7 protein-coding genes are annotated in these 15,859 nt (G+C 32.8%); 2 read left to right on the top strand and 5 right to left on the bottom strand.

What is annotated here, in order from left to right:
* Positions 1 to 77: 77 nt before the first annotated feature.
* The gene (gene ligA / locus DRF58_RS11860; protein ID WP_116035702.1) at positions 78 to 2,081 is read right to left on the bottom strand and encodes an NAD-dependent DNA ligase LigA; all 2,004 of its coding nucleotides are present in this window, start codon (positions 2,079 to 2,081) and stop codon (positions 78 to 80) included.
* Positions 2,082 to 2,401: 320 nt separating this feature from the next.
* On the opposite strand from ligA, the gene DRF58_RS11855 reads away from it, so the two are divergent.
* Entirely contained in the window at positions 2,402 to 3,115 is a 714-nt protein-coding gene (locus DRF58_RS11855) for a 3-ketoacyl-ACP reductase (protein WP_116035700.1), read from the top strand.
* Positions 3,116 to 3,488: 373 nt separating this feature from the next.
* On the top strand, positions 3,489 to 4,697 hold the full coding sequence (locus DRF58_RS11850; RefSeq protein ID WP_116035697.1) for a site-specific integrase: 1,209 nt from the start codon (positions 3,489 to 3,491) through the stop codon (positions 4,695 to 4,697).
* A 139-nt stretch (positions 4,698 to 4,836) separates the two neighbouring features.
* Here the strand turns inward: DRF58_RS11850 and DRF58_RS11845 are convergent, their stop codons facing one another.
* The 4 genes from DRF58_RS11845 to DRF58_RS11830 are packed head-to-tail and all read right to left on the bottom strand — an operon-like array spanning position 4,837 to position 14,586.
* The gene (locus DRF58_RS11845) at positions 4,837 to 5,352 is read right to left on the bottom strand and encodes a hypothetical protein (protein ID WP_116035695.1); all 516 of its coding nucleotides are present in this window, start codon (positions 5,350 to 5,352) and stop codon (positions 4,837 to 4,839) included.
* Positions 5,346 to 12,083, bottom strand: coding sequence for a polymorphic toxin type 23 domain-containing protein (locus tag DRF58_RS11840; RefSeq protein WP_162300305.1), 6,738 nt, complete (start codon positions 12,081 to 12,083; stop codon positions 5,346 to 5,348). The genes DRF58_RS11845 and DRF58_RS11840 overlap by 7 nt, the downstream gene beginning before the upstream one ends.
* A 5-nt stretch (positions 12,084 to 12,088) precedes the next feature.
* Positions 12,089 to 13,252 carry a lamin tail domain-containing protein gene (locus DRF58_RS11835; protein ID WP_116035691.1) on the bottom strand — a complete coding sequence of 388 codons (1,164 nt, stop codon included), beginning with the start codon at positions 13,250 to 13,252 and terminating at the stop codon, positions 12,089 to 12,091.
* Positions 13,249 to 14,586 (bottom strand): tetratricopeptide repeat protein, encoded by a 1,338-nt coding sequence (locus DRF58_RS11830; protein WP_116035689.1) that lies wholly within the window; start codon positions 14,584 to 14,586, stop codon positions 13,249 to 13,251. The genes DRF58_RS11835 and DRF58_RS11830 overlap by 4 nt, the downstream gene beginning before the upstream one ends.
* Between the last annotated feature and the right edge of the window lie 1,273 nt (positions 14,587 to 15,859).

The following is a 15,859-nucleotide window of genomic DNA, read 5'->3' as shown; positions in this document are numbered from 1 at the left end:
AATTGTTTCCTTTGGTGTCTTTTGTGTATAGATTTTAAGTACTCAAACTTTCAAATTCTAAAACTCTCCAACTCAACTCATCCAATCAAATCCAAAAACTGCTGTTCATCCAGAATCGTAATAGTTCCGATATCTTGCGCTTTTTTCAGCTTGCTTCCGGCTTTTTCGCCAACAACCAAATAGTTGAGATTTTTCGAAACGGCAGAAATGTTTTTTCCGTTGTGTTTTTCCACCATTTCTTCCGCTTGTTCTCTTGTGAAAAGCGACAATTTTCCAGTGAAAAGGAAAGTTTTACCTTCCAAAACATTGGACAAAACTTCATTAGTGTTTTCTCCTTTTTCCAATTGAACGCCGTAAGATTTCAAACGTTCAATCATCAGAATATTTTCGGGATTCTGAAAAAAGTCTGTGATGCTGACCGCGATTTTCATTCCGATATCTTCAACCTGACAAAGTTCTTCCAAGGTTGCATTTTTCAATTCATCAATTGTATTGAAATTCTTGACTAATTTCTTTGCAACCGTTTCTCCAACGTGTTTGATTCCGATTCCGTAAAGCACTTTTTCAAACGGAATATTTTTGGATTTTTCAATGCCGTCCAGAATATTCTGAGCAGATTTTTCCGCCATTCTCTCGAGTGGAAGAAGCTGTTCTTTTGTCAGGGTGTAAAAATCAGCAGGGTTTTCAATCAATTTTTCCCTGTAAAGTTGTTCGATAGTTTCTCCACCAAGATTCTCGATATTCAAGGCTTTTCTGGAAACATAATGAATCATCCTTCCCACAACTTGTGGCGGACAATGCAATTCATTTGGACAAAAATGAATCGCTTGGTCTTCAATTTTTACCAATTCGGTTCCACATTCAGGACAATTTTTGATGTATTCGATTGGCTTTTGGAGAAGCGTTCGTTTCTCTGTGTTCACGCCAACAATCTTCGGAATAATCTCGCCACCTTTTTCTACATAAACAAAATCGTGGTCGTGCAAATCCAGTTTTTTGATAATATCTTCGTTGTGAAGAGAAGCTCTTTTTACGATTGTGCCGGCCAACAAAACTGGTTTCAGATTGGCAACAGGCGTTATCGCTCCAGTTCTTCCGACTTGATAAGAAACACTTAAAAGCTCCGTCTCCACTTTTTCTGCCTTGAATTTGTAAGCCATTGCCCAACGTGGCGATTTCGCTGTGTAACCTAATTGTCTTTGTTGTTTCAATGAATTAACTTTCAAAACAATTCCGTCAATTTCAAAAGGTAATTTATGTCTTTCCGTGTCCCAAAAAGTGATGAATTCTTTTACTTCATCCAACGTTTTACATAACTTCGCTTGGTCTTCTGAAACTCGGAAACCCCAATTTTTGGCTTTTGCTAAGATTTCCCAATGCGTTTCTGCAGGAAATTCATCCGAAATATATTGATACAAAACTGCCGAAAGTCCGCGTTTTCTAACTTCTCCCGAATCTTGCATTTTCAAACTTCCGCTGGCTGTATTTCTAGGATTCATAAACAAATCCAAACCTTCTTCCTCACGAATTTTATTGATTTTATCGAAGTTTTTTCTTGTTAGATAAATTTCGCCTCGGATAAAAAATCGATTAGGAAAATCGCCTTTCAAAGTCAAAGGGATATCGGAAATTGTTCTCACATTATTAGTGATTTCATCGCCCTGAAAACCATCGCCACGTGTTACAGCCTGAGATAATTTTCCATTTTCATACAGAATGGAAATCGAAGCACCGTCATATTTTAATTCAGCAACAAATTCCACAGGTTCATCAATGGTTTTGATGATTCGTTTTTCCCAATCTTCAAGGTCATCAAAATCATAAGAATTGTCCAAAGAATACATCCTGTATTGATGTTGAACGGTTGGAAAATTCTTCGTGATTCCACCTCCAACACGCAAAGTCGGAGAATTGGCATCAAAAAATTCCGGATGCGCTGCCTCCAAATCCTGAAGTTCTTTCAATTTCTCATCAAATTCAAAATCAGAAATTGTATTATTATCAAGAACATAATAATTGTAATTATGCTGATGAAGTTCTTCTCTCAGAGATTCTATCTTTTGCTGAATGTTTTCGGACATTGTGGGAAATATTTAACGCAAAAATAACCAAAACAAGTAGAACGACTAAAAATAAAATGAGTAATTTGGTTCTTCATAAAAATAAAACCAGATAGTCTCATTGATTTGAAATTCTTTGTGCTTTGCTAAGTTTTACGCCTTGTGAAGCTTTGATGCAGTTTGTTAATAAAAAAGAAATTCGTGTGCTTTTCTTCCAAAATAATATGTTGTAAAGACAATTGAATTCCTCAATCATAAAATTTTATTAAATCATAAGACATTATTCTATTTTTAAACGTGTGTTCGGTAGATTTGCATCTTCGAATTTTATACATTATATTATGAATTTAAAAGGTAAAAACGCTATCATCACAGGTGGTGGAAGAGGTCTTGGAAGAGCTGTTGCTCAGGCATTAGCGAATGAAGGCGTTAATATAGGGATCACAGGAAGAAACGAAAATTATCTTAAAATAGCAGCCAACGAACTGAAAGAAACTGGTGTAAAAGTCGCTTACGCCGTTTTCAACGTCGATAACGAACTGGAAGTAAAAGCCGGAATTGAATCGCTTGCAAATACGTTAGGTGGAATCGACATTCTGGTTAATAATGCAGGAGTTGGTGATTTTGGTTCTATTGAGGAGATGCCGTCTGAGACTTGGGAACAAGTTATCAAAACCAATCTTTTTGGTGTTTATTACACAGCCAAAGCCGTTTATCCGTTTTTGAAAGAAAAGGGACAGGGTGACATCGTAAACGTTGCTTCCACAGCAGGATTGAAAGGTGGACCTAATATGTCTGCTTATGCAGCTTCCAAAGCTGCAGTGGTTTCACTTTCGCAATCGATGATGGCAGAATGGAGAAAGCAGAATATCCGTGTGATTACATTGACTCCAAGCACTATAGCTTCAGAAATGAGTATTAATGGCGGTTTGACAGACGGTAATCCGGACAAAGTTCTTCAGCCGGAAGATTTTGCAGAATGGGTGAGAGACATCCTGAAGATGAATAGACGCGCATTGATTGCGAACGGTTCTATTTTCTCGACTAATCCTTAGTTAGAATAAAGCAATTCTACATATCAACCCTTTCAGAGTTTCAAATTCTACCAGTATTGGTTTAAGTTGGTGTGTTTTGGCGTATAATAGGGCGTTTTAGCGTATTTCAACTTCCATCAAAAACCAAGATATATCAACTTAAATCGCCATTTGTTGTACCTATGTTGTACCCATATTTGGGGGAATATATCTGTTTTTTCGGGCAATAACTTGCGTGTCCATTATATTCTATTTATCTTAGACTTGCCTTTTCATCCAGAAAAGAACACCTCCTTTAAGCCAAAGATACCATTTTGGAATTTCATATTATTCCTTTTTTTCCAAAAAAAACCATTTTTCTTGCAGGAAAGGCTCAAATTTAAAATCTTGAATTATGTCTTCCATTACCGCTATTTTACGAAAGAAGCCCAACAAACAGGGTCAGTATCCCATTTATATCCGAATCACAAAAGATAGGAAATCTTCTTTTATTGCTCTCGGATATTATATTGAAATAGAACAATGGGATGAGAAAAACAAGAAAGTACGGAAATCTCATCCCAATTCTTCCCGTCTCAACAATCTTATTGCAAAAAGAATAAGTGAAGCTGGAGGAAAACTCATCGAAGCAGATGCATCGGATAAAAATGTTTCACTTAAAGCCATCCGAAAAAAGATCATCAACAAAGGTTCGGATTTCTTTGTTGTTGCAGAAGAGTATCTAAAGAATATAGAACGTTTGGAAAAATATAATGCTTTATATTCTGAAAAACCAAAAATTGCCCACTTTAAAGAGTTTCTCAATTGTAAAACTTTTCCGATAGAGCAAATTGATGTTCGACTTCTCAATGAATATCAGGCTTATTTAAAAGTGGAAAGAAAAGTTTCAGATAGAACCATTGCCAATCATCTTATTACCATACGAACCATCTACAATATCGCCATTAAAGAAGGAATTGTGAATAACAAAAATTATCCTTTTGGAAGGGAAAGTATTAGAATTAAGATTCCTGAATCTATAAAACAAGGTTTAAGTCAGGAGGAAGTTCGCTCAATTGAGGATTTGAATCTGAAAGAAGGATCTAAAGAATGGCATACAAGAAACATTTGGTTGTTTAGTTTTTATTTGGCTGGAATTCGTGTTGCCGATGTTTTGAAAACAAAATGGTCTGACTTTAACAATAATCGTTTTACTTACCGAATGGGTAAGAACAAAAAAATTATTTCTCTGAAAACCCCCGAAAAAATTCTCCAAATTATCTCACATTACGAATCTCAGAGATACCAAAACAACGGTTATGTTTTTCCAGAACTGAAAAATGTAGATGAGAAAAATATAAAAGAAGTGATACGAGCTGTTAAAACAGCCGGAGTTTCTTTGAATTTTTATCTAAAACGGATTGCCGAAAAAGCAGAAATCAACAAACCTTTGAGCATGCACATCGCAAGACATACCTTCGGGAATATATCAGGCGATAAAATACCCACCCAAATGCTTCAAAAATTGTATCGACATTCTTCAATTACAACAACTGTAAATTATCAATCCAATTTTATTCACAAGGATGTGGATGATGCTTTGGAAAAGGTGATTGATTTTTAGGAATCCAAATTGTATTATAAACATCTTCAAAAAAACCACGCCCAAAAAGCGTGGTTAAATTTTTATATCTCCTTTCGTATTTTCGAACGAAAACAAGGGAGGTTGAATATTAGGTATCGTGAGTTATACATACCTAAATTTATCTTTTTTCATACACATAACATACTCTATCATTACCATTGAAAAAATTATGTCTAGGACTAAGCATATAAATTTTGTCCCCTTCTATTTTGACGCTATAAGTTACGATCCCCACTGATCCATCTTGCGATATCCCTTGAAATAGATCAATTTTCAGATTTCCATTTTTATCCAAGTATATCACTCCTCTATGTCCAGAATAATTATAATCAGTATTTATTTTAGTAATATCAACACGTCTTAGATACCCATTATTATAAAATTGCAATGCGCTTGGAGGATAGGTGTGGCTTCCTAATTTTTCATATTTACCGTTAGACCAAAAAACATCAATCATCTCATAATAAGCATTTGTATCAATTTGCTTGTAGATACTAGCATTAAATTTATCTGCATTCTTAAATTTATAATCTGGTCTCGGTGCTTTTAACCTACCATCTCCAGTTTTTGTATATCTTTGGCCACAACCAAATATAAAAAACAAAACTACTAGACTAAATACTTTTTTTACCATGCTGTAAAAGGATTATTTGTTTGATATTGGAAATATGGAGACAATCCTGGACTTAGGACATTGAAACCTGGTTGCGGAGATACTATATAATGTGCAAAAATATCTTGAAAAACGTGTCTTACATATCGGTCAGAATCTATTCCTATTCTGTAGTTTCCATATCCAATGTAAAATGCACCTAATCTATAAGGCGTTCCATTCTCTAAAACACCACCTAACGGATGTGCAGATCCATATCCGCCATCTTCCTTTTGGTCAAAACCACCTGTAACCGCTTGAAGGAATCGTTTTCCCATTGCTGCCAGATTAGAAAAAAAGCCGTCTCCTGTTGGATACGTTTTGCCCGCCATAGTTGCTTCATCCTGTCCTCCATTCTCTGCATAACTATCTTGATTTCTTTCGCCAGTAAAGAGGTTGATACCCATACTGTATTTTCCTATAGCAACCCTTACTGCATTAGTTCTAAACCGGTCTTCATTATCAGCTAGTGCCCTACCAATTCCTTTGCCAAATGGAGAACCATCATTTTCATAAGCAATTCTTACATCCCCACTTTGTATTCCAGCTATTCCTGTCTGTTGGCTTTTATCTACTGTATTCCCGCTCCAAAGATTAGTTCCTACAAAAAGGCTAAATTCCTTACTACCGTATTGTAGCATAAAAGAGTTCCTCATTTCCCATCCAGATTTTCCTGTCCCATAATGTTTACCAAAACCAGTAAGTGAGACTCCATAACTGGCACTAAAATGTCCATCAGAATATGATATACTTCCGCTTAATCCAACACCAACACTCTTACCCAAATACAAAGAAATGTTTAAGCTAAAAGTCCAGTCTCCTATTTGCACCTCCCAACTTGGTAAAAACATTCCAATAATTTGACCTAGCCCACTTAATATTGCTTCCTGCGTACTTGTTGCCACCGGGGCTAAAGAAGTAAAGGAAGATGCAACACTGCCAATTCCAAAACTAATTGCTCCACTTATCGCTCCCATTGTAGCAGCTTTACCAAGCCCATACCAAAAAGGAATGCCCTGTATCATGTTAGCAATAGCTTTGCTAACAATAGCAACACCTACAGCAATTAATACAGCCACACCAAAAGTAATAGGTTCATTTCCGTCAATATCAATATATAACAAAGGATTGTTTAAGACATAGGAATACCTATCAAAAGTCTGTGTATTAAAAATGTCGGAAACTAAATTATCTGGTGATAAAAATTTTCTAATAATAGGATCATAAATACGGGCATTCATATTGATGAGCCCTGCTTTCCAAAGATGCTCGTGTCCTGTGTAGCCTCTGTCTATAAAATAATTATAATTTATCAACTGTTGAGCATCAGTTATGGTTTGTCCTGCTGAATTTACTAATGCTTTCAGATTCCCCCATGCATCAAAGAAGCGTTTTTCTACTACTGTACCTATATTGTCTGCTTTCGTAATCGCTACAATACTACCGATATTATCCCTATGAAGGAAGTAATTGGCTTTTTCTGTAACGGTAGTTCCAGAAAGCACTTCTTTTTTAATATAATTGGCAGAATACGGATCACCAGTAATGTAGGTTACAATTTGTGTTTTTCCTGTATTGTCTTTGGTGATTTCTATTGCGAAATCAGAAGAGTAATATTTTTGCTTCCCTGTAACAGAAGATACCATAGCGTATCTTGTCTTCAGGATATTGTATTCAAAAGAAAGATTTTCTTTGCCTGCTAAAGTAATCTGCAAAGGACTTTTGAAGGCATTGTATTTTACATCGGCAAATCCTCTTTGTGCATTTACATTTTGTCCGTTGGTATTAAATGCTATGTTTTGTAGCTTATAATCTGATTCGTTATAGTTATATTTCCCAAGCTCTGTGTTAGAGGTTATTCTTCCTCTTTTGTCAAAGGTATATTCATTTACCAGAACATTATTAACGGTCTCGGTAAGTAGACGGTTGAGCTTATCATATGTAAATTGTTCATTTTTGCTAAATGTAGCGTTGTTTCTTGAGTTTAGAACACCTTTATCAACATTATAGTCATAAGATATATCAAGAACATTAACTCCTGAAGTCTGATGATTATGGCTAATTTGTTTTAAACTGAAATTGGTTGTACTATAGGTATTATTTATCTTATAGCCATTGCCGTACTCCATTTCGGTGGTTTGACCTTTTGAATTTATATCAGAAATATGCCAAACCATTTTTCCGCTATCTACATCATTCTGTTGAACAAGGATACCATTAGCATCATATATATTTTTAATTTTTGAGGAAGAGGTGTAGGATGGATTTATGAGCACGGTAGAAATAGAAACTTCATCTGTGCGACCAAAACTGTCAAATGTGGTTGAAGAAAAATAGGTAAAATCAGGCGTTTTCTCTATTTTACCTTTTATACGGAAATAATTGTCATATTGTGTGGTATACGTATATGTTTTCCCATTGCTTGTTCCTGTAATAGTTTCAGGAAGCTTGGTGTTTGCATTATAACTATAAGTCTTACTGATGTTAGTATTTTCGGCCGTTGTTTTTCCCGTTATTGTCTCTGTAAGAGGTCTTCCTAATGTATCGTAAGTATAAACGGTAGTTCCTTTTGGATTTTCTTCTTTAGTAATTCGACTTAGGTTATCATATTCATAAGTGAAAACACCTGCAGAAGGATCGGTAATTTTTGTTTTATTTCCCCAACCATCAATTTCAAAGGTAGTTTTTATTCCTTCATAATTGGTTTCACGTAATGCTCCATTCGGAAAATAATAATAAGCAATCACTCCGCCATGATCCTGATGCCTAATGATATGTCCCATTGCATCCAATGTTTTGGAGGTTTTTTTGAAACCGTCGTCCACAGTTACTTTCATGCCTTCATAACAAGTGGTAATTGTTTTTCCAGTAAAAGCAATGTTTTTTATCGGACGGCTTAGCTCATCATATTCTACGGAATTCCATTTAGGGATTTCCCCTTCAAAGAATGATTCGGAAAATCTAGTTTTTCGTCCAAAAATATCATATTCTGCTTTGGAAACAAGCCATTTATTATTAATAGATTGGGTTTTAGATATAATTTCTCTATTAAATTTATCAAAAGTCACAATAGTTTCCGTGCCACCTTCGCGTTTTTTATGAAGATTGTAAATACCTCCTGTGGAAGCATCTGCTATAGATTTGGAAATAGTAGTTTTCTTACCAAGATAATCAGTAATTTCTGTAATATTCCCCCACACATCATAAGTGTAGTTAGTTGAAAGTCCTAGTGGTGATATTTCTGAAGAAACTCTTCCTAAAAAATTGACAACAGAAGTGGATGATAATCCGTCTGGTGTTGTGGTTTTGTTAACATATCTATTTGTTGTATCATAATCATAAGTTGTCGTTTGGGAAGAAACCCCAGCTGTTGAAAGAGTTTGAGTTTTTAGATTACCAATGGTATCATAAGTATAAGAAGTAATAATAGGTGGTGCATTGGCATTATTCCCATATTTTTTATTCTCCTTAATTGCTCCATTAGGAAAATAAGTTGATTCTTCTTTCGTAGTGAAAGATAACCCATCTTTGTATACAGTATTTTCAATGGTTGCAATTTTCCCATAGAAATGATGGTCTGCATTTGAAAATTCAGGTTGATAAGTATATTTTGATATTGCTGAACCAACGCCGTTGTAATCAGTATATGCCGTTTTTAGTTTAAGATCATCAGCAAGGTCATAATCATATTTTTTACTAATAGTAATTTTTTTTAGATTATCTTGAGAAATTTCATCTGTAGATAAAATTAAATATTGATGGTTTCCTTTATCGAATTTTTTATTTATCGTTGTATTTTCCGTGAAAAATCTATTTATTCCTCCATAGGTGGATTTTACTATGGCATTTTCCATTTGAGGATCTCTAGTTTGGATGTTCCAGAAAACAGCTTTTACAGGATTTTTATTTACATATTTTCCGTTTTTTAATTCAGATTCGTAGGCATCACTGTTGTATGTTTTTTGAAACCCTAAAAAGCCTTTACCATCCAAATGTTGGATTCCGTTTTCATATCGGTATTCTTTAGAAAGAATCTTACCATCAAATATGGTATGTATTTTATTCACTAAGTACAGTGCAGAATTCGTTTTATGAACATAATACGGATACTTCAACTCATTTACTGGCTTATATAAATAAGTGGCTTCATCACTTTGTGTACTTGGAATCATATTTCTATAATCTACCCTTTGTAATACTGTTGAGCCATTATCGACTTCTTGTATTTGCTTTTCCAAAAAATTACTGTTGTCAATAGCAATAGTTGTACACCTTCCTACAAGAGGGTCAAAAATATATACTCCTGCTTTGGAGACATTTAGAAAATCAAATTCTGTGGATGAAAGTATAAGTGATAAAGGAGATATTTTGATGTTTTCTATAGGATAAGTTTTAAGCTGACTAAACGTTCCTCCTTGCAAATTTTTGTTCTCGTAAAAATTTACCCTATTCGTAATTGAAGAATAAAAATTAACAGGAAAATAACCTGAAGGATTCATCAAGGTATTGCTTAAATTATCAATAGGCACACCACTTAAATTTCCATTTACATTATATTTTGCTGTTCCAATTTTATTTAGTGTTATAATGTCTGATCGTCCATCATTATTAAAATCTGTAACAATTATATTATGTGTAGAATATCTAGTATAGGCATATTCATCAGGTTTTCCATTCCAGAATTTTTGCCAAAAAGTGGATCTTTTAATATAGTTGCTTTGTGATGGCTTTAAATAGGCAATTTTTTGTGAAGTGTAATCTTCCTGATTTTTATTAAACTCTTTACCATTGCTGGTGTACTTCCACCATAACAAATTTTCCGTCTGCATCAAACGATAGGTTTCTCCCATTTTTCTTCCAGAATTATCATCTTCTGGAATCTCATACACTTTTTGTGGTGTTAAAAAATCCGTCAGTCCATCTCCATTAAAATCACCAAAAAATATCGGGGTGTTAGTTCCCATATTTGACAATGGTTGATCTAATAGGATTGTGTCCAAAGTATTAGTAACAAAATTAATTTTGTAGATTGAATATTTTGCAGAATATTTATTAACTACCATTAGTTCAGAAAGACCATCACCGTCAAATTCTATTGGATAAATTTCCTTACCGATAAACTTTTCACTTATAATTATTGGATTTACATTAACATTAGAACTTGAATTCTGTTTGCCTAGTTCAAAAAAATAAATTTTTTCACCTCTATTAAGATTTGAATATTCGAGTATTAAAAAATCAGTTAAACCATCATTATTGAAATCACCTTGAACTAATTCCCTCTTGGTTTGATCTCTCGTATAAGAATATTCATAATGTCCATCATTAGGCACATAAGGATCATCAGATGATACATAATTACTTGTTTCTTGTAAGCCCCCTTTTACAAGAACGGTAACTTTTCTTTTTGTACCTCTAACCAAATCAGATATTTCAAAGTTTATTTCATCTTTTAATGAAAAATTGACAGGATTATTTGGATTTACCTGATCTTCTGTACCTAAATAGCTCTCATTTACTGATATTAACTGGTCTTTCTCTGTTATATGATTGTTCAAATCCAATACTTTTCCAGAAAAAAGCTGGGTTTCAGCATTATTAGTAGTAATGGATAAATTTGAGTTACTGCTTAAATAGTAACCGTTTGGATTTCTATATTGATAAATAGGCTGGATCTTCCTCACAGAATTTGTAAAGTCTCCTACGGTAACACTTCCCAGTCCTGTTGCATATCCTAAACTTCCTACTCCTTCCGAAGAAATCTTAACAGCTCCTTGTAGAGAATTGTTATAATTAAAGTTGAGTGGTTTTAAACTTTCCCCACTCTCATTGTTTACCGTGATTGTCCTAATTCGTTCTATACTATTATCTTCCACAAAATCATGAGTAAGAGCATATTTTCTATATAAAGAACCATAAGTTGAACCTGTGTTTATTTCAGATAGTACTTTTGAATTAATATATGCAATCCCATTTCTGTATATCTGTATATTTTTTTTTCTTGTTTTATAAACAAAATCAATATAAAATTTATCATTAGAGGAGCTTGTTCCCCCGTAAGATACTCTTGTAATTCTAGGCGTATTATTCTCAACTAAATAGGTATAATGAATTTCATTATTGAAGGAATCAATAAATATTGAAATATAATGTTGTCCAGTGGTAAGCTCTTTAAACTTTGCAATTCTACCATCTGTATATTGTATAATAAATGAAAATTCTCCTGTTAGAGGTTTCCTTATTTTTATTTTAGAAAATTTTTCAGTTGAGTAGGTATTATCTGAGTTCTTAATTAAACGTTGTCCATCCAAATAAAAAGGATCTCCATCGTTAAACTGAGGCCCAATAGTAAGACCATCTATATCTTTACTTTTACCACCTCTCGTTATGACTGAAAGCCCTACAATATTCCATCCCCAACCAGCTTGACCATTTCCACTTTGGCTGTTATATGCTAGTGCAATATTAGGTTGAAAGTTATTTAATCCTTTCAATATTTCAACAGGTAGAATATAAGTCAGAGCTCCTGCTTCATTAACATTCATCTCAGCATTTACCGTTGGAACTAGAGTATTATCGGTCGTAGTTTTTAAAGCAGAACTTGTCTGATAACCAGATGTAGAATATTCTAAAGGAATTTCAATGTCTTCCTGAGCGGTTACTATTGAAAAAGCAAATAAAAAAGTATATAAAGAGTAAAGTTTTAATTTCATAGTTTTTACCATTTTAAGATATTCTTGGAGATCACCTGTCCTGTATTTAATGTAAAGTTTGTAACAAATACTCCCGGAAGTTGACCTTGCAAAGAAAAGGTTGTAGAATTAACCCCATTAGTTGGGATAAATCCATAAACTAATCCTCCACCTGAAGTGTAGACTTGCAAATTATTAATTTTATTAATAGCTGGTCCATTCCATGAAATATTTACAACATAACTACTATTGGATGTAGCAGGGTTCGGATAAACAAAAATGTTGTTTTTAATTGCTTCTAATTCGTCTGAAGTGTACCCATAGGTTGATGTACCAGGATTTGTTGCTGAACAATCCGTTGCAATAGTTCTATTTCCTGCGGTGTCATAAGTGAAGCACTTTCCTCCGTTATTGTATGTCCCATTTGGAATTTGTTCTACTTTTTCGATACTAATCGCACATATTTTATCTACTATATTCTTTACATTTTCACTCCAATCTAAAAAAGAATAATAGTTTTGATAATCATTTTTTACTAAAGCGTCATAACTTTGTATCGGCGGTTTATAAGTTGCATCTAACGGATTTGGTGTTCCATTACTATAATCATTGCTTGAATTTAGTTGTAAGGAATTTATAGAGTAAAATAAATTAGGCGTTTGCCAAATATTATGAATAAAATTTGTAGGCATCGGACCTTGTGGTCCTTGATAACTCCATTTAACAGAGCTTTTATTAAGTATATGTGAATTATTTAATGTATATCCTAAATACAATTCTTCCCTTTGATTCCTTAGCATAATTGCATTTTGGAGAATAATCTGATCTTGCTTTCCTGTAGTAGTGGAGAAAAAATCGGTAAATTCAGTTGTATTGGAAGGCAATGTGCTATAAGCCAATACCATAAACTGTCCTGATTTAATTATTTTTTCAGGAAACCAATACATCCCAACCTTATCACCTAAATACCAATTCTTTAAATTGATATCTTTATCACTGTAGTTATAAATTTCTACAAATTCTCCTCTGTGATGTTTTATGGCATCCACATAACCATTGGCTTGAGTGCCAAATCTTAATTTTTCATTGTAGGGTGTGTCATAATAGACCTCTGTAATGGCAATTTGAGAAAACAGATTACCGAATACGCAGAAAAATAGAGATATACAAAAAATAAATTTTAATTTCATAAGCTGGCTAGTTTTCTTTGTAAATTTTGAATATGGATTGGATTTTCATAAGAACGTCCTATATTCATAAGAGCGATTGACTTTTTAATTTCATCATTGCTTTCTAAAAATGATTTCGGCTCAATCGCAATATTTATAATTGAATTTTTAGTGTCATCGTCTCCGTTTTTTTGACAAAAATTGGCAATAATTACATTCATTCTATCGATTGAATGAGGGCTGGAAATTCCTCTCATCTTCATGCATTGATCAATTATTTTATCTTTTGCCTTTAATAAATTATTGTTTAATAATTCTATTTTAATTTTTCGTGTTTCTACCTCAAATTGTTGATATGGATTTTCAGATTTTTCAATCATGAATTGTATCAAAGAATCCATTACTACAGGAGCAGGCTGATTTTGTTTTTCTGCTTTTCTATAATATGCATCAAATAGAGATACTGCAGACCAAAAAGTATTTTTTGTAGCATGATTTTTTGTTTCAAAAGACAATAATCTATCATGCTGATGCAATTGTTTGGCTAAATCTCTAAACTGTTTGATAAAGAGGGGATCCGTAGCGCTTTTTGTATTCAAGAATACTTCCGAAGCATCTAATGCCTCCGAATATCTTTTCTCCGTTCTTAAAGCCTTTATATTTACTTTTGACATTTCACGGATGTGTTGTGCCCTGTCATCAGAAACTGGCTTTGCCTCGAGTTCAGCAAGCATTAAAGTTGTTCTTTGTGCTGGTAATCCGTCAAATCTTTTTTTGTGATTTTTCTTTTGCTGTTTGCGATATGCTTTTAAAGGGATATTTTCGTGCGGATTTTGTGTGTCTACGTTCAGCTGAATATATTTTTCAATTTTTTCCAGCTGCTTTTGTAGATTTTTCTTCTCAGGATAATTTGCGATCATTTCTTCATATTTACTTTTAACATGAAGCAACATCCTTCCCGGAATATTGATTTGTTGTAAAACTTTTCTGTTTCCTAACGCAGCTTTGGAATATTCATTGTAAAGACTGCGTTTTATTCTTAGATTATTTGGGATATGTGTTAATGCCTGTTGATATAACTGTATAACTTCAAATTCTTTATTCTTTTTATTTAGAAGAATTCTGCGTATTCCATTATATGCTCTTATTTCTGTAGGATCTATTGTAAGAACTTCTTGATAAGTACTTTTGGCTAAGTTTAATTTTCCTTGCTTTCTGTATCTTCTGGCTTTTTTTAACAAAGCAAAAGTATCAGGATTTGAGTTGGAAATAGTATTGGAAAAAAGAAAACTGGGAGTTAAAACAGATAGAATACCCAACGATCCCATCAAAAGAAATCTTTTTCGTGTAATCATAGTTTGTGTTTTTTAGAAAAAAAGGGGAAGAGCGGATTCGGCCGGTATCATTAGACTGTAAAAGTTGTAAATCAAATATTCAACTTCCCCTTACACCACAAATATATAAATATTTTTTAAAATCCAAACAAAAAGTTAAAAAAAATAAATTATGTTAAATTAGAAGACAATATACACTGTAATACACTAGTCTTATAAATCATTTTCCTTTTTTAATGACACCATTTCATAAAAGACCTTCAAGTATTTTATACATTGTATAATCTTAGAGCCTGCTTAAATTTATAATTTATTTTTAACAGTAAGAAAATTAAGACCATTTAGCTTAAAAAACTTAATAAAAATCAATTTATTGATTCTTTAATCAGAATCAACTTAACTCACTGAAATTCTTAATGTTAAATTTAAGAACAAACAAAGTTTATTTTAATTTAGAAAATTAAGAAAAAGCTATAAAAAACTTATTGAATAAAATTTAAACAAGCTCTTAAAAAACTTATTTTGAAAAATAGAAAATATTGAATAATATGTACTTTTAAATTGAAATAAAATAGTCAATTTCTCTGCGATACTTACTACGAATTTACTTATAATCTGTGTGCACAAAATATTAGAAACTATTACAAACGAGTTGCGCCTTTTCTTATGTGTTCACTTATTTTTCGGAGTGCATTGATGTATATACTTTGAGCCATTAAAACTCTAAAAAGTATTTCAAATTTATCGTTTGAAAATATCATTTGGTTCGAAAATGCTTCCGCTTGTCCCATAAAAAACATCTCATAGGGAACTATATGAGGTGTTTTTTTATGTTCATTTTTATAAAACCTTTATTGGGACTGGCATTTCATAACTAAAAAGAATAGTTTTTATAGAATTTTTTTAAAAATCAATTATATATTTTTTTATTAAAAAATATATGAAAACATAGATACAAAGCCAACTTTATATAGTTCGAATCCCCCTTGAAGAGTAATAAAATAGATACTATATAATTTAGCAATAAAAAACAGAATGGAACAAACTTTTAAAGGTTCGGTCTATAAATATAACTAATTTAATATTTTACATTTTTTATCATAGACCGAACCCTACTATGAATTAAAAGGAGAATGTTTATTTATTTGTAAGCATGAATAACACTTCAACTATATGATTTTTACGTTCGAATTGGTGGATGTAGTAATTTAGCGTCCAGTTAAAGTTAAGCATAAAACCTTATTTTTAACCTATGAAACGAGAGAGAAAAATCTATGATCCAACATTTAAAACC

Source organism: Epilithonimonas hispanica, assembly GCF_003385395.1.
GTDB lineage: Bacteria > Bacteroidota > Bacteroidia > Flavobacteriales > Weeksellaceae > Epilithonimonas > Epilithonimonas hispanica.
Note: the sequence above shows the minus strand (reverse complement) of the source record. Positions and strands in the feature narration are given on the sequence as shown.

Excerpts from the sequence above, each read along its gene's own strand:
- DRF58_RS11850 (WP_116035697.1), top strand. The coding sequence starts at position 3,489 with ATGTCTTCCATTACCGCTATTTTACGAAAGAAGCCCAACAAACAGGGT.
- ligA (WP_116035702.1), bottom strand. The coding sequence starts at position 2,081 with ATGTCCGAAAACATTCAGCAAAAGATAGAATCTCTGAGAGAAGAACTT.
- DRF58_RS11830 (WP_116035689.1), bottom strand. The coding sequence starts at position 14,586 with ATGATTACACGAAAAAGATTTCTTTTGATGGGATCGTTGGGTATTCTA.
- DRF58_RS11835 (WP_116035691.1), bottom strand. The coding sequence starts at position 13,252 with ATGAAATTAAAATTTATTTTTTGTATATCTCTATTTTTCTGCGTATTC.
- DRF58_RS11840 (WP_162300305.1), bottom strand. The coding sequence starts at position 12,083 with ATGAAATTAAAACTTTACTCTTTATATACTTTTTTATTTGCTTTTTCA.
- DRF58_RS11845 (WP_116035695.1), bottom strand. The coding sequence starts at position 5,352 with ATGGTAAAAAAAGTATTTAGTCTAGTAGTTTTGTTTTTTATATTTGGT.
- DRF58_RS11855 (WP_116035700.1), top strand. The coding sequence starts at position 2,402 with ATGAATTTAAAAGGTAAAAACGCTATCATCACAGGTGGTGGAAGAGGT.